This window comes from Arthrobacter sp. Z4-13, from assembly GCF_054792705.1.
This window is the reverse complement of sequence record NZ_CP096459.1, coordinates 2,153,043-2,178,064: the sequence shown is the minus strand read 5'-3', so window position 1 is coordinate 2,178,064 and position 25,022 is coordinate 2,153,043. Positions and strand designations below refer to the sequence as shown.

Genomic DNA, 25,022 nt, shown 5'->3' with positions numbered 1-25,022 from the left:
CGTTGTCGGTCAGGACGGCTGCCAACTCACAGGCATGGCCTTAAGCCCATAAATGATGGTGCTTTCCATTCGTTCCAGGTGCGCTCCCTGAACCAGAGAAAGTCCGGGCAAACGGGACAGTAGGGCCTCCAGCGCTATCCTGGCTTCGAGCCGGGCCAGCGGCGCGCCGAGGCAAAAGTGAATGCCGTGGCCGAACGCCAGATGCCGATTCTGGCCGCGGTCCACATCGAACTCGGCAGGCCGCTGGAACTGCCGCTCGTCGCGGTTGGCGGAACCGATCCAAGCCACGATCGGTGCACCGGCGGGAATAAGTTCGTCTCCCAAGCTAGTCTCCGCGACCGTCAACCGGTACATGGACTGGACAGGCGATCGAAAGCGCAGCACTTCTTCGATGGTCTGGGGAAGCAGGGCGGGCTCTCTCAGCAGACGGTCCATGGTGCCGGGGTACTCAGCCAGGCACAAAACGGCGTTGCCGATCAGATTGGTGGTGGTCTCATTGCCTGCGACGAGCAGTAGAGCGCAAAAACCGAGCAGTTCGGGCACCGTCAGTTTGTGGCCGTCAATTTCCGCTGCCAGCAGGGTGCTGATCAGGTCCTGGCCTGGCCGGCTCCTACGTTGGTCGATCAGGGCAAGGAAATACTCCGTCATCTCCATGTTTGTGGCGTAGTGGTTCTCACTGGCCGAGCCGGTCCGCGTTTGGCTGACAATCACATCGGACCACTGTTTGAAGCGCTCACGGTCCTGCGCGGGGATGCCCATGAGTTCGGAGATCACTATGACCGGCAACGGGTACGCCAATTCCTCAATCAGGTCTGCGCTGCCGCGGGCCGCGATGCCCTCAAGGAGCTCGTCGGTGAGCGCGGCGATGCGGGGAGCCAGCGCATCCACAGCTCTGGGCGTGAACGCCTGGGTCACCAGGGATCGCAGCTGCCGGTGCCTTGGGGGATCGGTGGCGATCAGGCTCGAGGCGAACAGTTGGCCGGTCCCCGATGCATCGTCCCCGCCCATGTGCGACGAGAACGTTGCATATTCGGACAGTGCCCGCTGGACGTCGTCGTACCGGAAGACGTGCCAACTTCCCGACTGTTCGTCGAAATAAACAGGGGCAGTTTCCCGCATTCGTTCGTAGTGCGGAAAGGGGTTGAGCTGATGTTCAGCGGACTGGATGAAGTCCACGGCCGGCCTCTCTGCTCGCCTGGGGCTCTATCGACCTGCGGGCGCCGGAGCCCGGCCAATTGAGCGCTGAACCTTGATTTTAGCCAATGCCGCCTCCTCGGTCATCAGCAGGCCTACAAAGCCGTGGTTCCGCTTAAAACAGCGGCCAGGGCACCGCCGACATCTCACCGCTCGGAGCCGGGAACCGAGCCGCCAAGCGGAACCGGGCGCAGCGTGCGGCGAGCGAATCGATTTCTTCCGCGCTGAGCAAGTCCGCCAGGTTTCGGCCCAGCTCACCGTGCAGTTCTTCGCTGACACGGTCGACGCCGTCGCGTTCCTCGGCGGTTAGAGCTTCTCCCAGCCACCCCCACAGCACCGTGCGCAGCTTGTGGTCGCGGTGAAAGGTGAGCCCATGGTCCACGCCATGCCGGTGTCCGTCTGACATGGCCAGGATGTGATCGCCTTTGCGGTCGGCGTTGTTGACGACGACGTCGAACACCGCCATGCGTCTGAGCGCCGGAGAGTCCTCGTGTATGAGGGCGACCATCCGTCCCTGCTGATCCTGGCCCTCGAGAACTTGTTTCCAACCAATTTCAGGTACGTCGTCCGCCGCAACGAGATCCACCGCGTTCCGGTCGCGGTCAGTCTCCTGCCACAGCTGCACCATTCCTTTGCCTAAAGGACCCTCGCGGAGCCAGGTGCGTGGTACCACGTTCCAGCCGAGGACCTCCGAGACGAGGTAGGCGGCAACCTCCCGGTGGGCAAGGAAGCCGTCGGGAAAATCCCACAGCGGTTTCTCCCCGGCTATCGGCTTATAGACGACCGTCGTGTCGCCGATCCTGCCCAGGAAGGTGGCGTTCGACGCCGTCGTGATGCGCCCAGTGAGCGTCAGCTCGGCCGTCAACAGGTCGGGCGCCGGCATCAGACCTCGGGCAGTGTGCAGACGTGCCCGTCGGCGTCTACGGGGTAACCGCAGAGCGGGCATGCGGGCCGGCCGGCGCCCACAACCTCACGGGTGCGCTGGGCGAATGCGCGGGCGGTGCCAACCGGCATCCGCACCATCAGCATTTCCGGCACGTCAGCGTTGTCCTCATCAGGCGATGCGTCGTTGTAATCAGCGTCGACATCTGTGATCGGGTAGGCCTCTAACACGACCTGCGCCGTCGTCGGGTCCCAACCTAAGCTCATGGCGCCGGTCCGAAACTGCTCCTGAACGGCCTCAAGCTGGTCATTGTCGACGAGCTCGATGGGAGTACTGGTGGGAACGCTGTGGGGGTTGCCGTCGACGGTGAGAAGCTGGTCGAGAATTTCGTCGATTTTGTCGGCGAGCAGAGCCGACTGCTGCTTCTCCAGGGCAATACTCACGATCTGAGTCCCTGCGCGTACCTGCAGGTAGAACGTGCGTGCTCCCGGAAGGCCGATGGTGCCAACGACGACCCGATCTGGCCAGGCAAACTCATGAACACGTGTAGGCATAAGAGCATTTTAGGCACATGAGCTTCATGGCGCCCTTTGCCCTGCACCGCCGCCCACCGGCGCGTCGTCAGAGTGGAGGCCGTTCGACAGCCACGACAGATCCCCCGCGTCGGTGTTGGTCGCGTAGACGCTCGGCCGGCTCGCGCCGTAGCGCACGATCGATACGGAGGCGGGGCCCACGTTAATGCGCTGGAACAGGTCAAGGTGCATGCCGAGCGCGTCGGCGAGGATTGACTTGATGATGTCACCGTGACTCACCGCTACCCACACGGCTCCTGGGCCGTACTCGGCTTCGAAGGCAGCATCGTGGCGTCGGATTGCTGCTACCGACCGAGCCTGCATCGCAGCCATGGATTCACCGCCGGGAAAGATGACGGCGGTTGGCTGCGACTGCACAACGGACCACAGATCTTCAGTTGCGAGATCACTCAGTGTGCGTCCCTGCCACTGGCCGTAATCACACTCGGTAAGATCGGGTTCGACCGGCGCGTACGGCGTGCCAGCCTGGCGATCGAGGATGAGCTGCGCGGTCTGTTGGCAACGCTCGAGAGGGCTCGATACCACTCCGACTAGGGGCACGGCCGAGAGCCGGTCTCCGGTCAAAGCCGCCTGCTCGAGCCCGACTTGGTCCAGGCCGATGCCGACGGCCCGACCGGCTAGCAGTCCAGTGGCATTGGCTGTGGTGCGGCCGTGCCGCACGAGAATAACTGTGGCCATCCACCCAGCCTAACCACCTGCTCGACGGCGCTGTCCACCTACGCCTATGTAAATTTGCCGGCTGTAGCGACCCGCTCTCAAGAGGTACCGGTCGAGCATCCCGGGCTCACCAATGACGTCGCCTTCACCTGCGTGGACGACGTAAGGACCCGATGGGCGTGTCTTTAGCGCCATCATGGGGCCGCGGTAACCGCGTGGATACCCTCGGCCGAGGGCCTGTTGCCTCACTGGGATGAGCGGGCAGAATGGCGGTCAGTACGGGTGCAGCTGAGCAGCTATCGGTCCGGAGTCATCTTCGGGCAAGACATTCTCAGTGAAGGGACCCGATTACGGCCTCCCCTTTGGTCAGGCGGCCTTGTAGTTGAGAAGGACTTTGGCAGGAAGAGGAGCCTGCAGCATCTCTGACGTGATGCCGTGGACATCAGAGATTTTCTCCTTGAACCACTCATCGTAGGGTTCCTTTGATGCTGCAAGTGCTTGAAATGCTTTGGAGATGTCTTCACCCTCCTGGAACAGGACTACAAAGTCCCCTTGGGGCGTCTCCATGTGGCTGACAACTTCTCTAGTCAGTCCCATACGCTCACGTGATTTTCGGTACTCCTCCTTCTGCGGGCCGTTCATTTCTTGAAGCAGCGACTTCCACTCCTCCAATTTCCCGGGCAGTATCGGCGCGAACCAGGTTATGCATTCCATGACATGTCCTTCCCCCGCAACAGCTTGCTTTGATTGCCGCAGCACCGCGGCAACGGTAGCCGTGCACCTGCATGGTAGTCCTTGCGATTGAGGTGGGATAGATCGGCCAGGTTGCGACGGCTGATCCTTGACAATGGGGGTGTGGAAGCGCCTCTCGCGTCTGTATGGGCTCCGAACTCTGGACTGGCTTACTTGGCCGTCCTGGCCGTCCCCGGCATCGGTTCTGGTTACAGCAGAAGCATGCCCACCGCGGCCGCTGGCGCGGCCGAGTCCAAGGCGCGCCGTCACAGAAGTCCGGACACCCTGGCCCTGGTTGTCTTCGACACGCGGAGTCGCTCTATTGGGCCCTAGCCGTGAACGGCTCCCAAGCCAAGTCACTCCTATGTTTCCGCTTATGCCCAACGTAAGTTCTACAGAAGCTGCAAGGGCATAATGCCGTAAATAGGAGGCGTAATGATCGGCACCGAGTGGGACCTCGTCAAGGTCTCCTCCCCGCCCGTTGGGTGGTTTGCGCTTGAAGACTCAACGTGGGATGCGCTTATTTCAGCGATGGCGGGCGAAGAGAATCTCCTGAGGCGGCTTCACCAAAGCAAGGCATTTTCCGACGGCGACCAGGAAATCATCGATGGTTTCATTGATGAGCACCTGGCCGCTGCGGACGTTTCTCCCCGGCCCCGGGGCTACAAATGGTTTCTGCGGCCGCCTCCGCGGCCCTCAAGCCTGCAGGCCCTACACGAAGACCTCAACGAGTTCATATGGAAATACAGTCCACAGGCATCCCACCCGCAGGAACTGTGCGCCCTTGTAAAAGCCTTCCTGCATCCTCTTTACTCCCGGCAGGACAACGGGTAGCCCCAAGTAGGAAGCCCCGCTGCATCGGTGAATCCTTCGACGCCACGTTTCATCCGCTCGCCGTCGAGGGCAAGGAGATCGGTTCGGTTCACGGGCTGGTCCCCGTGAGATCGCACACCTTATTATGAATGGCTCAAATTAACTCCGTAGACTTGATAGCAGGCCGCCGAAGCCCTCAGATTGCCGCCGGATACACCGTCCCTGCGTGCTGGCAGTCGGCCGCCGCTTCTGGCCGCCATGCTTCCGCCCAGGCCCCTGACTGGGACAAGGCGCTACTGCACCGGCGACGCCGGCAAGACCCCCCCAATAACTAGGAGACACTATGACTCTGCTGACCGAACTGGCCGTAACCCAGGAAACCCGATCGACCGTCCCCAACAGCACACCGCGTGGAGGCAGCTACGTCACCCTCCCGGCTGACCGGGAAATCCCATCCCGCGTTGAGGGGAGCTACGTGTCGCTGTCCGGAGTTTTTCCCGGCAATGCCAACAAGCGCCAGGGCACGTATGTGACGCTTCACTCGGCTCCCTTGGGAAAGACGGAAATCAGTTACACCCGCGTCGGCTAGACCGTACAAGCACCACAGCGCCTGCTGCTCCTTTCCGCAAAAGGGGCGGTGGGCGCTTTCGTCTGGCCGCCGATATGACAGCGCCGAGAACGGCAGCAGAGATAACCTTCCAAGCGCAACAACTGCCCGCCCTCGGCAGGCCCCCTAAAGGTCGGGCTTGTGGGCAAGTATCCGAAAGACGACGCCGCCCGGTCCTCCCCGCTGAACCTCGGTAATGGTGAAGCCCGCGTCCTTCAGGTACGGCACAGGATCACGGGTGATGTGCTCGGCGCTGACGCGGATGATCAGTGGTTCGATTGCCCGCATGACGGCGCTGCCCAGCTTGCGCGTGGAGCGCCCGTGTTCGGCGAGGACGAATACTCCGCCGGGGCGGAGTACACGGTAGGCCTCGCGGCTGGCGGCCAGCGGATCGGGGATGGTGCAGAACGTGAAGGTGGAAAGCACGGTGTCGGCGCTTTCCGATGGTAGGTCCAGGGCCTGCGCGTCGCCTTGATGCAACTCGACGCGGTCGATGCGTTTTTCCGCTGCGCGTCTGCGGGCGATGGCGAGCATCTCCTTGGAAAGCTCGACCCCGGTCACATGTTCCACGCCCGGACCGTAAAGCGGGAGGTTCAGACCCGAACCTACCCCTATCTCAATCACCGCCCCCTGGGCCCTGGACACGGCCCAAGCTCGGGCTCCAAAGGCGATATACCGCTCAAAGTAGCCCATCCACCGGTCGTAGACGCGGGCGTTCTTGTTGAAGGCCTTCTTGATGTCTTCATTGCTCGTACGGCGCACTTCGACCTCCCGGACATGTGTCGTTCGATAGTAACCGGAAGGTGGGTTAGAAATCGGACGGGCCTGGGCTGTGACCCCCGGACCCGCAGTGGCCGTCCCTGCACACTACCAGTGGGGCCTCGACTACCCGTGGGGCCTCGCCACGCTTGGACACCTCGGTCCCGTCTACCTCGCCGTCGTCATCTTCCTGGCCGGGGTCGTGGCAGCCTACAGCGGAATGCGAATGCCGGCTGCTGGACGCTAAGTTTCCTGCCGGGAGTAGGAAGACCCCGAGGCGGTCCGGTCCAGCAGCCCGAAGTCCACCATGTAGCGGCGCAGCAGCACGACGTCGTCTGTATAGCTGAGCAGCCGTTCATTGACCTGCTTCTCCGTCAGATGCTCGCCCGGTTCCATGGCCTCGCTGATAATCCAGGCCAGGAGCTCCCGACGCTCCGCTATGTTGGCTGGATACCTCTCGATCCTGCCCAGGCGCATGAAGCGGGCCAACCCGGTCTGAGCCTGCCGCCGGGGCTGCTGAGCCAGAAGGTCCCGGAAGATTGACTCAGGCGCAACCAGCCCGCCGTCGGCATTCCGCTCAACCAGCCCTGACCCGAGGAGGACGGCGAGCGCCCGGTCCCGACGTTGATCCTGCATATCGGCAAGCACCTCGGAAAGCTTTGCTCCGAGCACAATTTGTGCGTAGGCGGTTCGGGCATCGCTATTGGCGAGAGCAGCCATCACTCGCCGCCAGTGCGGTCCGCTGTACCTCGCCCGTTCGGTCACCGGATTCTCCTCAGCTCAGGTCCTTCAGGCTTGCGCGCCCTTCAAGGATCCGCCGCGCATCCTCCTGGGCTTCGAGGGCACGCTCGCTCACCGTCTCGCCCCGCATGTGGCCGGAAGCAGCAATAATGTTCCGGAGTTCTGAGACTGTGCGCGCCGGGCCCACAGCGCGGTGGACCATGGCGTGGCAATTGGGGCACAGCGGTACGAGGTCAGTAATGGGGTCCAGCTGGTACCCGCCCTCAAGCATTGCCGGCGGCACCACGTGGTGCACGTCGATGAAACCCGTGCCACTGTCGCCGTAGGCGGCCTCGAAGGAGAAGCCGCAGGCGGCGCAGGCAGTTCCATGGAATGCCAGGCACACCCGGCGTGCGTCCGGGTTGTGCTCGTAGCGGTTCACCTCAACAGTGCTCACGGCGTCCGGCGGGCAGGCTCCCGGAATGAGTAGCAGCGGCTCCATCGCCGCCGGCCCGTGGTCCCGCCACAGTTGACGAAGACCAGGGCCCGCTGCAGGCGGAACGGCCAAAGTTGAGCGACTAATGGCGTCATGCCATAGAACCGCCGGGACGGCTGCACTGAGGAGGTCAGGACGTATCTGCTCGCCAAGGGGGAGGAGCGCGTCGAAAGCGACGCTGACGTACCACTCAGTGGCGTCGGGATCATCTGGGCGTACGGCCTCAAACGCTTCGGACATCACCGTTCCATGCCCGATCAGGCCGGTACCGGCGTCGCTGCTGCCCTGCAGCACGAGCCAGGCCTCGGTCCCCGCCCCGATGTTCCGGTTGCGGCCAACCCTCCAGCGGTCCAGGAACCTGCCGGACTCCGCCACCTGCTCGACGACGGCGCGGTAGTCCCAGCGATTCTGCCGGTTTGGGTTCCATCCCAGAATTACTGCAGCCACCACTCACCTGCTCCAGGCACACACCAAGTCGCGGCCCATAGCCTTTACCGGCGGGACCTAGATGGGTTCCTTGGCGAGTGCTTTGGTCTTGGCCGGCGTTTCGCGCCCGAGCCGCTCATCAAGCGTGACGCGCAGCCGCGCCGCTGCAACCTGGACACGGTGCTCCGCCGGGGTGGTCTTCCGTTGGGCCGGTTTGGAGGATGAGCCGCTCCTGGGGGGATGGACGAAACGGTGTTCAGATGACGCTGCGCTCATTGTCCAGCCTCCTTGATCCTGTCCTCATCGGTCGTTCCATTCTCGCCTATGTTGCCACCTGCGTCCACGAACGCGAACTCCTTGTCCAGGCGGTCTTCCTGCCCGTTTTCATCTCCGCTGTCATCACCCGAGACGTTTTTCCAGGCGATGTCGAACAACTCGAGTTCCTCGGTACGTGCCAGGTCGCTGCGCGCCAGAACTTCCAGGGTCGCCAGCCCCAACGCCTTCGTACCTTCATCCTCGTCCAACGCCCGGTCCAGCGCCCACTGGGTGCGGCGCCACCATTCCGCGCGGCTGTCCGCTTCAGTCTTCTGCTGCAGCGCCTGGGCGTCCGCTTCCCGCTTCTGGTCCAGCGAAGTCTTGTCAGCCGCGGTGCGCTGCTTCAGCGTCCGCCAGTTGATGTAAAAGGCCAGCAAGGCCGCGACGAGAACTGCCAACGGACCCAGGCCTGCGAGGATAACCCACCAGTCGGCCGGCCCCGAGTGGACTACGACATCAAGCGGGGCGGGAGACGGGGCAGGAGTCACTCGGTCAGCATATGTTGCGGCAAGTCCCTCAGCGGGGATAAACGCGGGATTCGAAAGCCCTCATCACCCATGTCCGGAACGTCACGATCCTCTGCGCAGGGTTCAGTGCACGCGCCGGGAGACGAGCACCGGACCATGGGAGTGGTGAAGAACGGCGTGGGCGATTGAACCGATTGTTTCAGGCCCTGATGTTGCGCCGGCTGTGAGTGGTGTGCGGAGCGTCACGGCTCTTCCTGGTTTCGTGCGGCATGGTCACCTTAAAGACTGGCGCTGACCCGACAGGAGTTGTAGGGCCAAAGGTCACGGTCATGGCCGGCCATGGCACGCTGCTTCTTCCTCGCCTGAGGGCAGGAGAGTACGCTTAATTCACCGTTTAAAAGTATGCGGCCGCCATCGCACACTGGGTGTGGATTTCCCCAGCTTTCCGGAGGGTTGCCTCGTGGCCGCTCGAATTCCTTCTGTCACTCCCGCCGCCAAGGGCGTGTTCTCCCGCGCATCGGCTCTGGCACCGCCCGCTGCGGCCCTCTTTTCTGCTGGCAATCCCCGCCATCAGATTCACCCCGACAACCGAGAGGAGTTTCAGTGGATCCTGGAGCAGCATTGGCGCTGATTGCCGGATACATTGCAGCCGCATTTGGTGTTTTCCTTCTCTACTCGCCAGTCCTCCTGCTTGTGGTGGGCCTGTTGTTGGCCGCAGGCCTGCTGCAGTTACTGGCGTGGCCGTTCCTTATCCTGATCCGTAAACTGCGCCGGAAGCCCGAACCACCCCAGGACGGATCGTGGCTCCTGCATTGATGGGAACGCCCCGCGAGCCCAAGCCGAAGGTTCACACGGCAGACCCTTCATCAGTATGCTTACTATTACCCGTAAGCCGCCGAAGAGAAAGGCATCACCATGACGGAACAGAACCTGCCTGACGATGAACTTGAAATTGTCGAGGAAAATGACGTGCTCCTTGACGAGACCCCCGGCGCAGCTTCATCCCTCGAACTGGATCCCGTAACGAGCGGCGAACCTGACAGCTACCCCGGCGCCGCGGAGGACAACCCGGACCGTTGGCAGGAGGATCCGCTGCTTCAGGGCGAGGTCTCCGGCGAGGAGGAGGATTTCCTCAGTGACCAGACCCTGCGCGATGACATGAAAGCGACCCGCGACGGAGCCGGGGAGGAACCGCCGGCAAGCACGCCTACCCTGGGTGAAGCGGTTGCCGACGTCGACTTCGGCGAAGACCCCACTGGCCGGGAAGCCGATTCAAGCGACGACCAGGAAAACTTCGGCGGCTCGCCCCTGAGCGAGTTCGACCCCAACGACCTGGAGCGCTAAGGCCCACAGCCCGGGCGCGGAGAATCAATCAAAGCCCGCTCTGGCCGGAAACCGAAACTGCGCTAAAATGATAAGCAGGCTGATGAATATCGGTTGGCAGGATCAAGACTGAAGGAGTTTCAGATGAACTTGGGAAGCATGATCAGGAATGCCGCTGGACGGTTCGCAGGCAGGTCCGGCACCGGCGGAACAGTCCGCGGCAGCGGAATGAACGCCACGGGGCGGACGCCCAACACCACAGGTGCCATGGGCGGCAGGCCCGGCACCGGCGGCATGGCCAGCAGAATAATGGGCATGCTCAAGCGGCGCTGACCCCTCACAACCAACCCAAAAGCAGGTCCCGGATGATTCCGGAACCTGCTTTTTGGTCCCCCAAACCATGCGTGAACTCATCGTCCTGGGCACCGCCTCCCAGGTCCCCACCCGTACCCGCAACCACAACGGCTACCTGCTTCGCTGGGACGGCCAGGGGCTGCTTTTCGACCCCGGCGAGGGAACTCAGCGCCAGATGATCCTTGCAGGCGTCTCCGCAACACAAGTTACGCGCATCTGCCTCACCCACGTGCATGGTGACCACTGCTTCGGCCTGCCCGGCGTGCTGTCGCGCATGGCACTGGACGGGGCGGCGCACCCCGTCCACCTGCACTACCCGGCGTCCGGAGAGGGCGTGGTCCGCGCCCTGGTGTCCATCAGCTCGCCAGGGATAGACCTGAGGCTTCATCCGCACGGCGGCAGCGGAACCGTCGCAGACGGGCTGGAAGTCCGGCCACTCAAGCACCGCATTGAGACCTACGGCTACAGGCTCGTCGAACCGGACAACCGCAGCCTGCTCCCTGACCGCCTCGCGGCGGCGGGAATCAAAGGGCCCGACGTCGGACGCCTGCAGCGCGAAGGCATCCTGGCCGGCGTCCATCTTGACGACGTCAGCGTTCCCCGGCCGGGCCAGCGCTTCGCCTTCGTGATGGACACCGCCCCCTGTACGGGAGCGGAGGACCTGGCGGACGGCGTCGACCTCCTTGTCGCGGAGTCCACCTTCAGTAACGACGACGCCGCGCTCGCCAACCAGTACCGTCACCTCACGGCCGGGCAGGCCGGGGAGCTGGCAGCCACTGGTGATGTGAATACGCTGGTGCTGACACACTTTTCGTCGAGGTACGACGACGTCAGCCAGCTGGGTGCCCAGGCCGGCGCCCAAGCCCCCGGGACGAAGGTCATAGCAGCGCACGACCTGCAACGGATTGCCTTTCCGAAAAGGCGGCGGTGGCACCAGGACCCAGCCTTGACAAGTGGGGAGGGGCGGGGCTGATTATTGCCAAACCCAACCATGAGGTAGAGAGTGAATTATCCGGTAGGCACTCCGGGCCCGCCCGCCCAACGTGTTGTGGAGGTCGACAATGAGCAAAACTTCAGAAGAGGTCTTCGACGCTGCTCCTGAAGGAAAGGAACCGGAACTTAAACGGGTCCTTGGCCCCAAACTCCTCCTGCTCTTCATTGTGGGTGACATCCTTGGCGCAGGCGTCTATGCAGTCACGGGGACCATGGCAGGAACTGTGGGCGGCATCGTGTGGCTGCCGTTCCTGCTGGCCTTCGTGGTAGCCACGCTGACCGCTTTTTCGTATCTGGAGCTGGTCACGCAGTATCCCCAGGCTGCCGGTGCCGCCCTCTATACGCACAAAGCGTTCGGGATCCATTTCGTCACCTTTCTGGTGGCCTTCGCGGTGGTCTGTTCAGGCATCACCAGCGCCTCCACCTCCGCCAACGTCCTGGCCCAAAACCTCTTCGGCGGGTTCGAGATCAACGGCTGGATGGGGCTTCCCGGACAGGGCGTCATCACCGCCGTGGCCATGGCATTTATGCTGCTCCTGGCAATCATCAACCTGCGCGGCGTGGGGGAGAGCGTCAAATTCAACGTGGTCCTCACGCTGGTGGAGATGGTTGCGCTGTGCATAGTGATCGGCGTCGGCTTCTTTGTGATGTCACAGGGCACGGGAAACCCCGGTGAAATCTTCGTCTTCAACGACTACCAGGACAAGGGACTGTTCCTTGCGGTCACGGCTGCCACCTCCATCGCGTTCTTCGCCATGGTGGGCTTCGAGGACTCGGTGAACATGGTGGAGGAAACCAGGAATCCGGAAAGAATCTTCCCGCGCACCATGCTGACCGGCCTGGGCATAGCCGTGCTCCTGTACATGCTGGTCGCCGTCTCAGTGGTCAGCGTGCTGACTCCCACGGAGCTCGAGAACATTCGGGAAGCCGAAGGCGCTGCCCTTCTTGAGGTGGTCCACAAAGGCTCACCCGACTTCCCGATTGACAGGATCTTCCCGTTCCTGGCGGTCTTTGCCGTGGCCAACACGGCGCTGATCAACATGCTGATGGCCAGCCGCCTTATTTACGGGATGGCGCGCCAGCACGTCCTGCCGCCCGCCCTCGGGAAAGTATTGCTGGTGCGCCGCACACCGTGGGCCGGCATCGTCTTCTCCACCGTCCTGGCACTGGGACTCATCCTCTACGTAACCAGCGATCCGGAAAGCAATATCGTGGCCAACCTCTCCGGAACCACAGCCTTCCTGCTCCTGTGCGTCTTCACGGTAGTGAACGTTGCCTGCGTTGTGCTTCGGCGCAAGCGGGACCCGAACCGCAAGGTGTTTTTCACCTCGCCGGGGCAGCTGCCGGTGGTGGCCGCCCTGCTGTGCGCCTTCCTTGCCGGCCCGTGGGTGGGCCGTAACGTCATTCAGTACCAGATTGCCGGCGGCCTGATGGCCATCGGTGTTGTGCTCTGGTTTGTCACATGGCTGATCAACCGGAAAACGAACCAAGGGGAAAGGGCTGATAAATGACAGCTGCTGCAGAATCAACGGTCACCTTTGACGGACGCTTTGCCAGGGAGCTGTCCGAGTTGGCTGTTCCCTGGCAGGCAGAGGAAGCCCCCGAGCCGAAACTGCTCGTTCTCAACGACGCGCTGGCAAGGGAGCTGGGACTCGATCCGGAATATCTTCGGTCCGCGGAGGGCGTCCGGCTCCTCCTCGGGAACCACGTCCCGGAGGGATCGACGCCGGTGGCCCAGGCCTACGCGGGCCACCAGTTCGGCGGCTACTCGCCCCTGCTGGGGGACGGCCGCGCCCTCCTTCTCGGCGAGGTGACCGGCCGGGACGGCCGGCTGCGGGACGTCCATTTGAAAGGCTCGGGCCGCACTCCGTTCGCCCGCGCCGGGGACGGCCGCGCCGTCGTCGGACCCATGCTGCGGGAATACCTCGTGAGTGAGGCGATGCACGCACTCGGCATCCCCTCAACGCGTTCCCTCGCGGTGGTGGCCACCGGCCGGCCGGTGCGCCGCGACACCATGCTCCCGGGCGCTGTACTGACAAGGGTGGCCAGCAGCCACCTGCGCGTCGGCAGTTTCCAGTACGCACGGGCCACGGAAAACACGGACCTGTTGCGCCGCCTGGCGGACCACGCGATCAGCCGGCACCACCCCGCAGCCGCCCAGGCCGAAAACCCCTACCTGGCGCTTTTTGAAGCCGTCGTGTCCGCGCAGGCAAAACTGGTGGCCCAGTGGATGCTGGTGGGATTCGTCCACGGCGTGATGAACTCGGACAACATGACCATCTCCGGCGAAACCATCGACTACGGGCCCTGCGCCTTTATGGATGCCTTCAACCCAGCCGCGGTCTACAGCTCGATCGACGTAGGCGGGCGCTACGCCTACGCCAACCAGCCGGTCATCGCCGAATGGAACCTTGCCCGCCTCGCTGAGGCGATGCTGCCGCTCTTCAATGAGGACCAGGAACAGGCCGTAGCACCCGCGGTGGAAGCACTTGGCATGTTCCGCCGGCAATACAGTGACGCCTGGTTCGCCGGCATGAAAACCAAACTCGGTTTGGTGGAAGCCCCCGAGGGGAGCGCCGAGGCTGCAGAAGCCTCAGAGCTGGTGGACGGGCTGGTGGCCCTGTTGAAGGACGGACCAGTTGACTACACCTCGTTCTTCCGGAACCTCTCCGAGGCGGCAAGGGGGGATGACCGGCCTGCCCGCGGAATGGTCCTTGACCTGGCTGCCTTCGACGCCTGGGTTGGGCGGTGGCGGGCCCTGCAGCCGGACGCGGACCTGATGGACAGGGCCAATCCTGCCTACATCCCCCGCAACCACCTGGTAGAAGAAGCGCTCGCGGCAGCAACGGAGGGAGACCTTGATCCCTTCATCCGGCTCCTCGACGTGGTCCGTGCCCCGTTCAATGAAAGGCCAGGGCTGGAACGCTACACCGAGGGAGCGCCGGAGGACTTCGGCAGCTACCAGACTTTCTGCGGCACTTGAGCACCCCAGGCGCCGGGACACCGGCTGCCAGGAGGGGCCAGACGCAAAACAGGGGCGGCAGCCGGGAACAATCCCGTCTGCCGCCCCTGTTGGGGTGGTGTGACTACGCTACGCGGACGAAGGAAGCGCCGCTGAGCCAGCTGATGGAGTGGACTTCGGTCTTGAAACCGTCCACGCCGCCGCTGACAACCTGGCCGTTGCCGGCGAAGACGCCCACGTGGCCGGCGGTGATGACCAGGTCACCGGGAGCCGGGGTGCCCACAGTGGTGCCGTACTGGTAGAACTGGCCCGGGGCGAGGTCGCCGACGCTCTTGCCCACGGCGCGGAGAGCCTTCTCAACCATGGCGGTGCAGTCCTGCTGGACGCCCAGCTGGCCGTAAGCGTTCGCCAGGATGGCTGCGCCGGTACCGGTGCCGGTGGCTGCGGGAGCTGCCGGGGCGGGTGCCGCCGGAGCAGGCGCCGTGGAGGCGTAGGACAGGTTCATGGTGGTGGTTGCGGGAGCGGCAGCTACCGCGGCCTGGGCCGGAGCAGCGGCAGCAGCGACAGGAGCTGCGGCAGCGGTGCCGGCACCCGGGATCTGGATCTGGTCGCCGGGGTAAATGACCGCGGAGATTGCCAGCCCATTGGCGGACAGCACATCATTCAGGGCTACTCCGTTGGATGCCGAGATGGCGCCCAGGGTATCGCCGGAAACAACCGTGTGCACGTTGCCTGCAGCTGCTGCGGGGGCAGCCACTGCGGCAGCCGGTGCTGCGTAAGCCTGGGTGTTAGTGGTATCGGTGGTGTCCGGACCGGTTACGCCTGCGTGGGCCGGGGCGCCCACACCGAAGGCAATGCCGGATGCTGCTGCAACGGCGAGCGCCGGGCGGCCAAGCGACTTGGCCGAGACAGCCAAGCCCTGGAGCGCGATTGAGCGGTCCGGAGTCGCGCGGTGACGGGCGGTAATGGAATTTTTTGACACGGTTGATCGCCTCTCCCATGCCTGCGGGGTGAGCTGTCGGGTTCGGGCTGGAGATACCCGGCCGGGAGCAATTCCGAAATGAACGAAGGTGCTATCGACTTAACCCCAAGGCCTCGTGTGAGGCCGGGAAACTTGGTTCCCCCGTCCCTGCCAGCTGAAAAGCGTTGGTTCCCGGTTCAGTGGCAGGGCTCGGCATACTGAGGGGAATGTCCCGTTTGGGAGGGACACCTGAAGACCCTAACCCGACTTCGGTGCCATTGTCACGTTTGGGTAACATACGAGGTGTTCCTATCGCCTTTAGCAAACGACTGGACTCTTCAATAGCACGCACCTGACCTCGGAAGATACTTTCCGGTCCGGAGAGTCGTGTTGTATTGGTCACAAAACAGTAAAGGAACTCAAAAGCGCAGCCGGAAGCTTGCCCGAAAGCACCGCGCGGAGGAGGATATGGCCAGCCCGAGGAGGCCCCGTGATCCAGCTTGGAAAGTACGAGAAGTACCTGATTGAGGGATTTTTTGACGACTAGCGCGCGGGTGCACTGAGCCAGCGAACCTTCACCCGACGCGTTGCGTTCATCACGGGCAGCATGCCGGCAACCGCGGCGGCGATGCTGCTGCTGGGCTGCGAAGGCGGGACTGCGAACCTGGACCGTGACGCTGTTCCCGGTGCCCTTACCCAGGCCGGCGCCCAGCGCCACGTCGCCGGCTTCAAGGCAGCGGGGGAGTATCTCCGGGGCCAGGACTTCGTTGACGGCGAGCGCATCGCCATGACCGGCTACTGCTTCGGCGGCGGTATCACTTGGCAGGCGGCCACGGAGCTGGACGGGTTGAAGGCCACGGCGGCGGCGTGCACCACGGCTGCATGGAACGACACGTTCGCGTGGTTCGGCCGGCACCTCTAAACCCCGCCGTTCCGGGAGCGTACAGCTCGCCCTGTGCCGCCTGGAACCACTCCATAAACAGGAACTGGTACTGGCCCCGCGCTAGGCTTTTGCCATGCCCGACTTTGAACGGTTCCGGATCCTGCTCGAGGAGGAGCGGGAGCGGAAGGTTGCCCTCCTTCCGGCCCTCCGCGCAGACATCGCCTCCGCAAACTCGGCGCGCCAGGACTCGAATGTGGATGACGAACATGACCCGGAAGGCTCCACTATCGCCTTCGAACTGTCCCAGGCCTCGGCCCTGCTGAAGCAGAGCAGCGCAGGACTCGACCAGGTGGACGCAGCCCTGGCCAGGATCGCTGAGGGAACCTACGGAACCTGCGTCGTCTGCGGGGAACCGATTGCGGAAGGCAGGCTGGAGGCACGGCCGTGGACCCCGTTCTGCATCGGGCATGCCTCGGCAGGCCGCCGATGAGCAGCGGCGCGGATCAGGTGGCGGCCGCCGCTGAATTCGTTGACCGAACGCTGCAGAATGAGGGCGCCTGGTACCGGGCGGACGACGTCGAGGGCCGGCTGGGCGGGCGCCTGGCCTCCTACGGTTCCTCCGTTGGCGCTGTCCGGGGAACCATCCGGGACGCCCTGCGGAAGTACAAGGACTTCGATCACGACGGCGTGATACAGCTCGCGTCCGCCCTGTGGGGCCAGCCCCGGCCCGGCTCCAAGGCGGTCTATGAACGCCGGCTTGCCGCCGTGGTCCTCCTGCAATCCAAAGTGTCACTCCTGCGCCATTCGGACCTGACCCGGATCGAGGGCTTCCTGCGGTCCGCCGGGACCCGGGAACTGACAGACCCCCTGCTGGCCGACGTCGTGGCGCCGTTCCTGGCACGGCTCGGCGGGCGCGACCGGCAACGCGCGAGTGTTGTCCTTGCCCGCTGGCGGACCGACCCGGACAACCAGCTGCGCAGCGCTGCCGACTACCTTGAGCAGCACTCCAGACCCCAAGCACCACCACAAGGAGACACCCATGAACGAACCCTATGACTTGGAACGATTCGTCGCCGCGCAGGACAACGGCGGGACATACGAGCAGGCGCTGGCAGAACTGCAGATGGGCAGCAAGTCCGGCCACTGGATGTGGTTCGTTTTCCCGCAGATCGCAGGCCTGGGCCAAAGTCCCACATCCCGCCGTTACGCCATCAGCTCCCTCGAAGAAGCCCGGGAGTACCTGGCGCACCAAATTCTGGGCCCGCGGCTGCTCGAGTGCGCCCTGGCACTGACGAACCATTCCGGCCGTCCCGCCGAGGAGATCCTCGGCAGTATCGACGCACGGAAGCTGCACTCATCGATGACATTGTTCCTGCGGGCAGACCCCGAGGAAACCGTCTTCAAAACCGTCCTGGCGCAGTTCTTCGACGGCGAGCCGGACCCCGCCACTGACGAACTGCTCGCGGGCCGGGACGAAGACTAGCGCCGACGGCGGTGCCTCATGCATCCTGCGCAGGGCACCGTCGCCGGGGTCAGCCTGTAAAGTCCGGCGCGCTACGGCGAGGGGCTGCCGCCGTTGACGTTCAGCGTTTCCCCTATGACGTAGCTTGACTCCGGTGATGCCAGGAAAACATACGCCGGGGCGAGTTCCGCCGGCTGGCCTGCGCGGCCCAGAGGGGTGGACTGGCCGAACTCCGGCAGTTGCTCCTTGGGCTGGCCGCTGCTGACCTGCAGCGGCGTCCAGATGGGCCCAGGCGCTACAGCGTTGACCCGGATGCCCTTCGGCGCGAGCTGCTGGGCCAGTCCCTTGGTGAAGTTGTTGATGCTCCCCTTGGTGGTGGCGTAATCCAGCAGGGTAGGGGACGGGTTGTACGCCTGGATGGATGTGGTGTTGATGATGGTGGATCCTGCCGGCATGTGCGGGAGGGCAGCCTTGGTCAGCCAGAACATCGCGTACACATTGGTCTTCAAAGTGTGGTCGAACTGTTCGTCGGTGATGGCGGTCAGTTCCTCCTGCGCCACCTGCTTTCCGGCATTGTTGACCAGAATGTCCACTCCGCCGAGCACGGCCACGGCGGTGTCCACCACCTCCCGGCAGACAATCGGGTCCTTCAGGTCGCCGGGGACCTTGACGGCCTTGCGGCCTGCCGCCTCGACCAGTCCGGCGATGCGCGCTGCGTCCTCTTCCTCCTCCGGCAGGTAGGACAGGACGACGTCGGCCCCCTCGCGGGCGAAGGCGATGGCGGTGGCCGCCCCGATCCCTGAGTCCGCGCCCGTGACGATTGCCTTCCTGCCCTCCAGCCGGCCGGTCCCGCGGTAGGTGTTCTCGCCGAGGTCCGCTTTCGGCTCCAGCTCCGCGTCCAGGCCCGGCTCGGGCTGGTGCTGTTCCCGGGGAGAAATTTTCCCGTATGCAGTAACGGGGTCACGGAAGGTGTACTGGTCTGTCATGGTGGTCCTCCTGTTGCGTAGGGGTGGAACACGGGAAAACTAAGCATGCTTACCGTTCCCAGCCTAGGCAATGAATCCTGTCCCTGCCAACCCGGATTGCAGTCCTGGTTCAGTCGGGTTTCGAGTTCCGGTGGACCTCCACCAGCCTGACGTCCCTGAGGGTTCCCGAATCCACCACGGCTGTCATGTACGTGCAGGCAGGCTGGCGGCGCCGGTCAGTGGGGGAGCCCGGGTTCAGCAGCCGCAATCCTCCCGGCGAGGTGGTGTCCCACGGGATGTGGCTGTGCCCGAAGACCAGCACATCGGCGTCCGGGTAAAGCGCCTCGCAGCGCGCTTCCCGGCCCTTGGCCTGTCCGGTTTCGTGCACTATGGCGAAGCGGACACCCTCAAGTGTGGCGGCAGCCGTTTCAGGCAGCCGGCCGCGCAGGCCAGGACCGTCGTTATTGCCGTAGACGCCAATCAGGCGGCGGCTGCGGCGCTCAAGCTGGTCCAAAAGTTCCACCGTCACCCAGTCGCCGGCGTGGAACACCACATCGGCGCTTTCGACGGCGGCCCACAGTTGCGCCGGGAGCGCCTTGGCGCGCTTGGGCACATGGGTATCGGCGACCATGAGAAGGTTCAGCGGCATGGGAAAATCCTGCCACGCCGGCGCAGTTCCGATCACCCTTTCCGTTGGCATTGTTCCGCATGGCGGGCAGTCGTAGTCTGGGGCTGGAGGTGATAGCCATGGAGGCAGCACAGGGCGACAGGATCATTGTTCACGGAAGGAACGTCGGGTCTACAGACCGGCACGGCGTAATTCTCGAGGTCCGCGGCCAGGGTGGAACGCCGCCTTATCTGGTCCGTTTTGATGACGGGCACGAAACCATCATGTATCCCGGCGGTGATTTCGCCGTCGAACGCGGCAACGGCCACTAGCGCAGCAGTGTGAGGCGCCGCCCACCTGTCAGCGCTCCACCTGTCAGACTGGAGCGATGGATCACTCACCGGCTTCAACACAATCGTCCATTCCGCCTGTCCGGACCGGTCCCCGCGATCCCGGTGATGCCTGGGTGGAAGGGGAGCACGGCCGGTACTGGGGCAGGTTCGGCGCGGCCGGGGTGCTTGCCTATGACCCTGCCAAGGGTGTGCTCCTGCAGCACCGGGCCATCTGGAGCCACAACGGCGGGACCTGGGGACTGCCCGGCGGGGCGCTCCACGAAGGCGAGGACGCCGTGGTGGGGGCTTTGCGCGAGGCGTATGAGGAGGCTGCCGTGCCGCCGGAGAGCGTCGACGTGCTTTTCACGTCGGTGCTGGACCTGGGCTACTGGTCCTACACCACGGTGGTGGTGCTGGTGACCGAGCCGTTTGATCCGGTGATCAGCGATCCGGAGAGCATCGAACTGCTGTGGATTCCGCAGGCTGACGTGGAGCAGCAGGAACTGCATCCCGGTTTTGCGGCGGCGTGGCCGGCCTTGCGGGAACGGCTCGCCTCCGGAACGTAGCGGACGCGGTCAGTAGTCCGGACCGTATTCGGCGGTGACCAGGATGGGCAGGTGGTCCGAATTGCCTCGCGGGAGGGTCTCCACGCTGGTGATGTCCAGCCCCAATGACGTGGCGAAGTCGAAGTGGCCTTTGAAGACCTTGTAGCGCGTGTACGTGCGCCGGTTGCTCAGCGACAATGCGTAGCCCGAGTTCTTCATGTGGACATGCAGGTTCCTGGTGAAGAACGGGTAGTTGAAATCGCCCACCATCAGCGTCATCAAACCCTTGCCCATGCTCAGGAGTTCGGCGTGGGCCGCGTGGATCTGCTTCCGCCGCAGCGAGTTGGAAGCCGTCAGGGGTGCGGCGTGGAAGTTCGTGCTGCGTTTCATTGTCCATCACGCGGGTGCCGATCAGCCGTTCATGCGCCGGTGCAAGCACCCTGTCGTGCATGGACTTTTTCAAGGCAAAGGACTGAGTGTCCAGGGCCGTGAACCGGCTGGTGCGGTAGTAGATGGCCAGCCCGAGCCGGTTCGCCTTGGTGGCGTCCGCGAGGTGAAGCGGGCCCAGGGTCTCCGGGAGGTCGCTGGAGTCCACCTCCTGGAGGCAGAGCGCATCGATGTCATGGTTCCGTGCCAGGGCAAGGAGTTCACCGCTCGCTTTGTGCTCGCGGAGGTTGTAGCTGATGACGCGCATGGGACACCTCTTCCGAGGGTTGCTGACAGGACCAGTTTCTGAGTCTACCCAGATGACAGCCGGCAGGCTCCATCATTTCGCCGCGTCGGAAAACCGCCCCTGCCGGCGGTCTCCGGCAAAACGATAGAGTTATTGGCACTTCACTGAAAACTCCTTAAATCTCCTGGAAGGGATGCCGTTGACCGCTGATCTGCCTGAACTGGCTGAGGGAAACTTCTACTACCAATCCCTGGGCGGCGGCCGCTTCCGCTCGACCATCCACGCCCAGGGCGCCTGGAACGTCCACGAGCAGCACATGGCCCCGGCATCCGGACTCATGGCCGACAGCCTCGAACGGCACCAGCCGCGGAAGGACATGCGGCTGGCCCGGCTTAGCTACGAGATCCTGGGCCTGATCCCCGGCGGCGAATTCCATATCGAAACCACCACGCTGCGGCCGGGGCGGACCATCGAACTGCTGCAGGCTGAGCTGGTGGCCGGCGGCAGGAGTGCCATCCGTGCCACGGGCTGGCGGATGATCACCAGCGACACCTCCGGGGTGGCCGCGGTGGAAGACACTGATATTCCCGGACCTGACGAGTGCAAGCCCTACGACGGCGCGTCAGTGTGGCCGGGCGGCTACATCCGCTCCCTGGAGATGCGTGTGGCGGAAGGGCACCGGCCGGGGGCCGGCAAGGTATGGCTGCGCACCGACCACCCCCTGACCGACCGAGGGGACAGCGGTGACCTCGCCCGGCTGATGGGGCTGGTGGACACCGCCAACGGCATCGCCGCACGGGTACCGCCGGGCAAGGACAGCTACGCGTTCCCCAACCTGGACCTGCAGATCCACATGTACCGCCGCCCGGAAGGGGAGTGGCTGGGACTGGACAACGCTGTGTCCTTCGGCCAGGACGGCATCGGCCTGACATCAACAGTGCTGCACGACCTCCAGGGCCCCTTCGGCCGGGCAGAGCAGATCCTGACCGTGCGGAGGACGTGAGGCTGTAGGCCAGCTGCCGCCGTCGAGGGGCCGAGGGCAAAGAACACAATTCCGGTGATGTATATGACGTAGAAGGCGACGGCGTACCCTAGGTTTGGCTTGTCCGCCGGCAAGTCGCCAATGTGGCGCCGGTAAGACGGGTTCATTGGATTGAGCCACACGGCGTCAATTACTGCGAACGCGGCGTCAATTAGTGCAGAACGCGGCGGCGACAACAAGGAACTGCAAGATGACCATAGGGGAGCCTAGCAACATGCACCACGCCGGACCTGGACCCCGTACGCTCACAGTGGTGCGGCAGGAGGCGTCGCTCGGTGCAGCCCGTGACCTGGAATTTGGCCTGGAGCTCCTGGCAAAGGCAAGGACGGGGGACATCGGCCCCACGTTGCGGCTGTACCGTCCTGCCCCCACCGTCGCCTTCGGCCAGCGGGACACGCGGCTGCCGGGCTTCGGCGCAGCGGCGCAGGCCTGCCGCGACAACGGTTTTGAGCCGCTGGTCCGCCGGGCGGGAGGGCGCGCGGCTGCCTACCACCAGGGAACCCTAGTGGTGGACCACATCGAACCGGACCCTGACGCCATCGCCGGATCCAAAAGCAGGTTTGGGTACTTCGGCGAACTGTTCGCCGAAACGCTGCGCGGCGTAGGGGTGCGGGCAGCCGTGGGAGAAATTCCGGGTGAGTATTGCCCCGGGGAATACAGCGTGCACGGTTCGGCTCCCGCCGGCGGCGCGCAGGTGAAGCTGGTGGGCACCGCCCAGCGGGTGGTATCCGGCGGCTGGCTGTTCAGCTCCGTCATTGTGGTGGAGGACTCCGCCCCCATCCGCAAGGTCCTCACCGACAGCTACGCAGCCTTGGCGCTGGAATGGGATCCCGCCACCGCGGGAGCCGTCAACGACCTCGTGCCCGGGGTGGACGTCGCCGCCGTGGAGGACGCGCTGCTGGCCACCTACGCGGGCCACGCCGCCCTCAGGACCGCCGCCTTCAGCAGCCTGGGGGCATGACCCGCACGGTTGCACGGGATCGGTGCCGGAGGAGCCAACGGTGTGGGTGGCGCCGAGCTCCTTGGCCCGCTCGAGCTTCTTGGCGTCAATGTCCACGGCGATGATGGTGGTTGCGCCGGCGAGCGCGGCTCCTGCAATAGCGGCCGTGGCCTCGTGGCTCAGCAGGAACGGGAAATCGTCGCTGATGCCGCCCAGCTTGTAGTGCAGGTCCATGCGACAGACGGCATGCGGATGGTGCAGATACGCAAAACGGGACCAACATTGAAAATGCTGGTCCCGTTCTGTGTATCACACGCCCCCGACGGCGGGGCGCCTGCTGCCGAACCTCTGGTCCGGCCTGCCGGCTAAGCTGCGAGGCGGGTCTTGACCTCGGCAGCGGAAGGGTTGGTGGCCGCGGTGCCGTCCGGGAAGAGGACGGTGGGCACTGTGCGGTTGCCGCCGTTGAGCTGCTCAACGAGATCGGCGGTGCCTTCCACTTCCTCGATGTTGATCTCGGTGTAGCCGATGCCCTGCGCGTCCAGCTGCTTTTTCAGCCGATTGCAGTAGCCGCACCAGGTGGTGGAAAACATGGTGATCGTGCCGGATTCGGGAGTGAAGTCCACGGATTTCTCCTACGTGTCGCTTACGGTTTCATTCCTGACAACGGTAGCGTGCAGCCCGGTATTCCCAGCCACTGAGCCCCGCTGCCGCCCCTGGATGACAGCTTCTGCCGCCGATGGCATGCTGGAGCCATGTGTGGACGCTATGTGATGGCACGTGCCGTGGGGGACCTCCTGGCCGAGTTCGACGCCGAGCTTGAGGAGGAGGTGGCCATCCCGCCGTCGTGGAATGTTGCGCCAACTGACGACGTTCCCATCGTCCTGGAGCGGCTGATCGATGAGGGTCCGGAGCGCCGGCAAGTGCGCCAGCTGCACGTGGCGCGATGGGGACTGGTTCCTTCCTGGTCGAAGGACCCCGGTATCGGCTCGCGGATGATCAACGCCCGGAGCGAATCGGTGTTGGAGAAGCCCGCGTTCCGGAAGGCCATCCAGTCGCGGCGGTGCGCTGTGCCCGCAGACGGCTACTACGAATGGAAACAGGGGGCCGGGAAAGCGAAGCAGCCCTACTACGTGCATCCGGGGGAGGGCCGCGGCCTGGTTTTTGCCGGGCTCTATGAGTGGTGGAAGGATCCAACCTGGCCGGCGGGGGAGCCCGGCGGCTGGATGCTTTCCACGTCAATCCTGACAACTGACACTCCACCGCCCGGCAGCGAATCAACTGTCTTCGGCAAGCTGACCGCGCTGCATGACCGGGTGCCGCTGCCGATGGACAAGTCCACTATGCAGGCTTGGCTCGATCCGGAGGCTGACGACGCCGCGGCGCTGGTTGACCTGGTGCGGTCCGGAGTCACGGACGTGGCATCAGACTGGCATGTGGATTCAGTGGGCAAGGAAGTGGGCAACGTCCGCAACAACGGCCCGGAGCTGATCCGCCCGGTGGAAGCCCTCTTCTAGGCCGTCACCACAGCAGCCCGCACCAGCGTGCCGAGAGGCTAAACGGTGACCGTCCCGGCGTCGTCCACCGCCCACGTGGGGTTGTACGCCACCTCCCATCGGAAGCCGTCCGGGTCTGCAAAGTAGCCGCTGTAGCCGCCCCAGGGCTGGGTGATGGGCTCGGCGATCACGGCTGCTCCCGCTGCGGCAGCCTCTTCCATCACACGGTCAACGTCCTCTGTGCTGGGGACGTTGTGGCTGAGGGTGATGCAGGGGACAGGGCCGGGCTCGCTGACGCCGGCATCGGCCTGCATCTGGCGGACGTCCCACAGCGACAGCACCAGGCCGTGGTTCACCTGGATGAACACCACATCCCCCGTAAATTCCCGGTGGACGGGCCAGCCGAGGCCCTCCACATAGAAGGTGCGGGACGCCGGAACGCTGCGGACGCCTAGTGAAATGAAGTCGACTCTTGGCTGCATGGTTCGATACTGTCAGAGGATGGCAACAATTCAAGGGAACGATAGAGACGCACTGGCCGACAAGGAACAGCTCGCTGCCGTCCGGATTGCTGTTGACGAGGTGGATGACCAGATTGTCACCCTCATTGCCCGCCGTGAACGGCTGATCCGGATTGCCGGAACCCTCAAAGGTGACGACGCCGAGGTCCGTGCCCCCGGCCGCGTGGAGCGGATTATCGAGCACGTCCGCTCCGCTGCTGTGAAGAAGGACATTGACCCGGACATCGTTGAGTCCACGTACCGGGCCATGATCTCAGGCTTCATCGAACTCGAACTCCGGGTCCACAAAGAGAACAGCTGAGCG

General features: G+C 64.1%; 34 protein-coding genes, 3 pseudogenes and 1 riboswitch. Of the genes and pseudogenes, 19 read left to right on the top strand and 18 right to left on the bottom strand.

The window, feature by feature from the left end; all coding sequences use genetic code 11:
• Positions 1-9 precede the first annotated feature (9 nt).
• The 5 genes from M1E07_RS11810 to M1E07_RS11790 all read right to left on the bottom strand — a co-directional run bounded on the left by M1E07_RS11810 (position 10) and on the right by M1E07_RS11790 (position 4,041).
• Positions 10-1,176 (bottom strand): cytochrome P450, encoded by a 1,167-nt coding sequence (locus tag M1E07_RS11810; RefSeq protein WP_461186900.1) that lies wholly within the window; start codon positions 1,174-1,176, stop codon positions 10-12.
• A 133-nt stretch (positions 1,177-1,309) separates the two neighbouring features.
• Positions 1,310-2,077, bottom strand: a complete 768-nt coding sequence (locus M1E07_RS11805) for an SCO1664 family protein (RefSeq protein WP_461186899.1) — start codon at positions 2,075-2,077, stop codon at positions 1,310-1,312.
• The gene (locus M1E07_RS11800) at positions 2,077-2,631 is read right to left on the bottom strand and encodes a DUF3090 domain-containing protein (protein ID WP_461186898.1); all 555 of its coding nucleotides are present in this window, start codon (positions 2,629-2,631) and stop codon (positions 2,077-2,079) included. The genes M1E07_RS11805 and M1E07_RS11800 overlap by 1 nt, the downstream gene beginning before the upstream one ends.
• A gap of 24 nt (positions 2,632-2,655) precedes the next feature.
• Positions 2,656-3,348, bottom strand: a complete 693-nt coding sequence (locus tag M1E07_RS11795; protein WP_461186897.1) for a histidine phosphatase family protein — start codon at positions 3,346-3,348, stop codon at positions 2,656-2,658.
• 345 nt (positions 3,349-3,693) lie between these two features.
• Positions 3,694-4,041 (bottom strand): DUF6176 family protein, encoded by a 348-nt coding sequence (locus tag M1E07_RS11790; protein WP_461186896.1) that lies wholly within the window; start codon positions 4,039-4,041, stop codon positions 3,694-3,696.
• Between the two features lie 453 nt (positions 4,042-4,494).
• Between M1E07_RS11790 and M1E07_RS11785 the strand changes: the two genes are divergently transcribed.
• Entirely contained in the window at positions 4,495-4,893 is a 399-nt protein-coding gene (locus tag M1E07_RS11785) for a DUF5956 family protein (protein ID WP_461186895.1), read from the top strand.
• A gap of 322 nt (positions 4,894-5,215) precedes the next feature.
• Positions 5,216-5,461, top strand: a complete 246-nt coding sequence (locus tag M1E07_RS11780; RefSeq protein WP_461186894.1) for a hypothetical protein — start codon at positions 5,216-5,218, stop codon at positions 5,459-5,461.
• A 144-nt stretch (positions 5,462-5,605) separates the two neighbouring features.
• Here the strand turns inward: M1E07_RS11780 and M1E07_RS11775 are convergent, their stop codons facing one another.
• A complete protein-coding gene (locus tag M1E07_RS11775; RefSeq protein ID WP_461186893.1) occupies positions 5,606-6,241 on the bottom strand; it encodes a class I SAM-dependent methyltransferase in 636 nt (211 codons plus the stop codon).
• Between the two features lie 70 nt (positions 6,242-6,311).
• On the opposite strand from M1E07_RS11775, the gene M1E07_RS11770 reads away from it, so the two are divergent.
• A complete protein-coding gene (locus M1E07_RS11770) occupies positions 6,312-6,485 on the top strand; it encodes a hypothetical protein (RefSeq protein ID WP_461186892.1) in 174 nt (57 codons plus the stop codon).
• On the opposite strand, the gene M1E07_RS11765 is transcribed toward M1E07_RS11770, so the two are convergent.
• The 4 genes from M1E07_RS11765 to M1E07_RS11750 are packed head-to-tail and all read right to left on the bottom strand — an operon-like array spanning position 6,482 to position 8,683.
• Positions 6,482-7,003: a DUF2087 domain-containing protein gene (locus M1E07_RS11765; protein ID WP_461186891.1), complete on the bottom strand. Its 522-nt coding sequence runs from the start codon at positions 7,001-7,003 to the stop codon at positions 6,482-6,484. The two genes, M1E07_RS11770 and M1E07_RS11765, sit on opposite strands and share 4 nt — an antisense overlap.
• Before the next feature lie 10 nt (positions 7,004-7,013).
• Entirely contained in the window at positions 7,014-7,901 is an 888-nt protein-coding gene (locus M1E07_RS11760; protein ID WP_461186890.1) for an HNH endonuclease, read from the bottom strand.
• 57 nt (positions 7,902-7,958) lie between these two features.
• The gene (locus tag M1E07_RS11755) at positions 7,959-8,156 is read right to left on the bottom strand and encodes a hypothetical protein (RefSeq protein WP_461186889.1); all 198 of its coding nucleotides are present in this window, start codon (positions 8,154-8,156) and stop codon (positions 7,959-7,961) included.
• Complete coding sequence (locus M1E07_RS11750; RefSeq protein WP_461186888.1) at positions 8,153-8,683, bottom strand: hypothetical protein; 531 nt, start codon at positions 8,681-8,683, stop codon at positions 8,153-8,155. The genes M1E07_RS11755 and M1E07_RS11750 overlap by 4 nt, the downstream gene beginning before the upstream one ends.
• 582 nt (positions 8,684-9,265) lie before the next feature.
• On the opposite strand from M1E07_RS11750, the gene M1E07_RS11745 reads away from it, so the two are divergent.
• The 6 genes from M1E07_RS11745 to M1E07_RS11720 all read left to right on the top strand — a co-directional run bounded on the left by M1E07_RS11745 (position 9,266) and on the right by M1E07_RS11720 (position 14,315).
• The gene (locus M1E07_RS11745; RefSeq protein ID WP_461186887.1) at positions 9,266-9,478 is read left to right on the top strand and encodes a hypothetical protein; all 213 of its coding nucleotides are present in this window, start codon (positions 9,266-9,268) and stop codon (positions 9,476-9,478) included.
• 99 nt (positions 9,479-9,577) lie between these two features.
• A complete protein-coding gene (locus M1E07_RS11740) occupies positions 9,578-10,006 on the top strand; it encodes a hypothetical protein (RefSeq protein ID WP_461186886.1) in 429 nt (142 codons plus the stop codon).
• A 123-nt stretch (positions 10,007-10,129) separates the two neighbouring features.
• Positions 10,130-10,318 carry a hypothetical protein gene (locus M1E07_RS11735; protein ID WP_461186885.1) on the top strand — a complete coding sequence of 63 codons (189 nt, stop codon included), beginning with the start codon at positions 10,130-10,132 and terminating at the stop codon, positions 10,316-10,318.
• A gap of 67 nt (positions 10,319-10,385) precedes the next feature.
• A complete protein-coding gene (locus tag M1E07_RS11730) occupies positions 10,386-11,312 on the top strand; it encodes a ribonuclease Z (RefSeq protein ID WP_461186884.1) in 927 nt (308 codons plus the stop codon).
• Positions 11,313-11,400: 88 nt separating this feature from the next.
• Positions 11,401-12,843, top strand: a complete 1,443-nt coding sequence (locus tag M1E07_RS11725) for an APC family permease (RefSeq protein ID WP_461186883.1) — start codon at positions 11,401-11,403, stop codon at positions 12,841-12,843.
• The gene (locus tag M1E07_RS11720; protein WP_461186882.1) at positions 12,840-14,315 is read left to right on the top strand and encodes a protein adenylyltransferase SelO; all 1,476 of its coding nucleotides are present in this window, start codon (positions 12,840-12,842) and stop codon (positions 14,313-14,315) included. The genes M1E07_RS11725 and M1E07_RS11720 overlap by 4 nt, the downstream gene beginning before the upstream one ends.
• Before the next feature lie 103 nt (positions 14,316-14,418).
• Here the strand turns inward: M1E07_RS11720 and M1E07_RS11715 are convergent, their stop codons facing one another.
• Positions 14,419-15,276 carry a LysM peptidoglycan-binding domain-containing protein gene (locus M1E07_RS11715; protein WP_461186881.1) on the bottom strand — a complete coding sequence of 286 codons (858 nt, stop codon included), beginning with the start codon at positions 15,274-15,276 and terminating at the stop codon, positions 14,419-14,421.
• Between the two features lie 3 nt (positions 15,277-15,279).
• Positions 15,280-15,450: riboswitch (cyclic di-AMP (ydaO/yuaA leader) on the bottom strand.
• A gap of 412 nt (positions 15,451-15,862) precedes the next feature.
• Between M1E07_RS11715 and M1E07_RS11710 the strand changes: the two genes are divergently transcribed.
• The 4 genes from M1E07_RS11710 to M1E07_RS11695 all read left to right on the top strand — a co-directional run bounded on the left by M1E07_RS11710 (position 15,863) and on the right by M1E07_RS11695 (position 17,621).
• Positions 15,863-16,177, top strand: a complete 315-nt coding sequence (locus tag M1E07_RS11710) for a dienelactone hydrolase family protein (RefSeq protein ID WP_461186880.1) — start codon at positions 15,863-15,865, stop codon at positions 16,175-16,177.
• A 94-nt stretch (positions 16,178-16,271) separates the two neighbouring features.
• Positions 16,272-16,628 (top strand): TraR/DksA family transcriptional regulator, encoded by a 357-nt coding sequence (locus tag M1E07_RS11705; protein ID WP_461186879.1) that lies wholly within the window; start codon positions 16,272-16,274, stop codon positions 16,626-16,628.
• Positions 16,625-17,194, top strand: coding sequence for a DNA alkylation repair protein (locus tag M1E07_RS11700; RefSeq protein ID WP_461186878.1), 570 nt, complete (start codon positions 16,625-16,627; stop codon positions 17,192-17,194). The genes M1E07_RS11705 and M1E07_RS11700 overlap by 4 nt, the downstream gene beginning before the upstream one ends.
• Positions 17,178-17,621, top strand: a complete 444-nt coding sequence (locus M1E07_RS11695) for a DUF1810 domain-containing protein (RefSeq protein WP_461186877.1) — start codon at positions 17,178-17,180, stop codon at positions 17,619-17,621. Before M1E07_RS11700 ends, M1E07_RS11695 begins: the two co-directional genes overlap by 17 nt.
• A 71-nt stretch (positions 17,622-17,692) precedes the next feature.
• Here M1E07_RS11695 and M1E07_RS11690 read toward each other — a convergent pair whose 3' ends face one another.
• Together M1E07_RS11690 and M1E07_RS11685 are read right to left on the bottom strand one after the other, a co-directional pair.
• A complete protein-coding gene (locus tag M1E07_RS11690; protein WP_461186876.1) occupies positions 17,693-18,586 on the bottom strand; it encodes a glucose 1-dehydrogenase in 894 nt (297 codons plus the stop codon).
• Positions 18,587-18,695: 109 nt separating this feature from the next.
• Entirely contained in the window at positions 18,696-19,214 is a 519-nt protein-coding gene (locus M1E07_RS11685) for a metallophosphoesterase family protein (protein WP_461186875.1), read from the bottom strand.
• Positions 19,215-19,312: 98 nt separating this feature from the next.
• Between M1E07_RS11685 and M1E07_RS11680 the strand changes: the two genes are divergently transcribed.
• Positions 19,313-19,504 carry a DUF1918 domain-containing protein gene (locus tag M1E07_RS11680; RefSeq protein WP_163163989.1) on the top strand — a complete coding sequence of 64 codons (192 nt, stop codon included), beginning with the start codon at positions 19,313-19,315 and terminating at the stop codon, positions 19,502-19,504.
• A 56-nt stretch (positions 19,505-19,560) separates the two neighbouring features.
• Positions 19,561-20,070 carry an NUDIX domain-containing protein gene (locus tag M1E07_RS11675; RefSeq protein WP_461186874.1) on the top strand — a complete coding sequence of 170 codons (510 nt, stop codon included), beginning with the start codon at positions 19,561-19,563 and terminating at the stop codon, positions 20,068-20,070.
• 9 nt (positions 20,071-20,079) lie between these two features.
• On the opposite strand, the pseudogene M1E07_RS11670 reads toward M1E07_RS11675, so the two are convergent.
• Positions 20,080-20,743: pseudogene (locus M1E07_RS11670) on the bottom strand (endonuclease/exonuclease/phosphatase family protein).
• 178 nt (positions 20,744-20,921) lie between these two features.
• On the opposite strand from M1E07_RS11670, the gene M1E07_RS11665 reads away from it, so the two are divergent.
• Entirely contained in the window at positions 20,922-21,725 is an 804-nt protein-coding gene (locus M1E07_RS11665) for a thioesterase family protein (protein WP_461186873.1), read from the top strand.
• 50 nt (positions 21,726-21,775) lie between these two features.
• Here M1E07_RS11665 and M1E07_RS11660 read toward each other — a convergent pair.
• A pseudogene (locus M1E07_RS11660) lies at positions 21,776-21,871 on the bottom strand (DUF2177 family protein); the annotation flags it as partial.
• Positions 21,872-21,978: 107 nt separating this feature from the next.
• Here M1E07_RS11660 and M1E07_RS11655 point away from each other — a divergent pair.
• Positions 21,979-22,725 (top strand): lipoate--protein ligase family protein, encoded by a 747-nt coding sequence (locus M1E07_RS11655; protein WP_461190384.1) that lies wholly within the window; start codon positions 21,979-21,981, stop codon positions 22,723-22,725.
• Between the two features lie 9 nt (positions 22,726-22,734).
• Here M1E07_RS11655 and M1E07_RS11650 read toward each other — a convergent pair.
• Both M1E07_RS11650 and M1E07_RS11645 read right to left on the bottom strand, forming a co-directional pair.
• Positions 22,735-22,869, bottom strand: a pseudogene (locus M1E07_RS11650) (zinc-binding dehydrogenase); the annotation flags it as partial.
• Positions 22,870-23,069: 200 nt separating this feature from the next.
• The gene (locus tag M1E07_RS11645) at positions 23,070-23,327 is read right to left on the bottom strand and encodes a mycoredoxin (RefSeq protein WP_461186872.1); all 258 of its coding nucleotides are present in this window, start codon (positions 23,325-23,327) and stop codon (positions 23,070-23,072) included.
• Between the two features lie 129 nt (positions 23,328-23,456).
• On the opposite strand from M1E07_RS11645, the gene M1E07_RS11640 reads away from it, so the two are divergent.
• A complete protein-coding gene (locus M1E07_RS11640; protein WP_461186871.1) occupies positions 23,457-24,218 on the top strand; it encodes an SOS response-associated peptidase in 762 nt (253 codons plus the stop codon).
• 38 nt (positions 24,219-24,256) lie between these two features.
• On the opposite strand, the gene M1E07_RS11635 is transcribed toward M1E07_RS11640, so the two are convergent.
• The gene (locus tag M1E07_RS11635; RefSeq protein WP_461186870.1) at positions 24,257-24,679 is read right to left on the bottom strand and encodes a VOC family protein; all 423 of its coding nucleotides are present in this window, start codon (positions 24,677-24,679) and stop codon (positions 24,257-24,259) included.
• Positions 24,680-24,698: 19 nt separating this feature from the next.
• On the opposite strand from M1E07_RS11635, the gene M1E07_RS11630 reads away from it, so the two are divergent.
• Positions 24,699-25,019 (top strand): chorismate mutase, encoded by a 321-nt coding sequence (locus M1E07_RS11630; RefSeq protein ID WP_461186869.1) that lies wholly within the window; start codon positions 24,699-24,701, stop codon positions 25,017-25,019.
• Positions 25,020-25,022 lie beyond the last annotated feature (3 nt).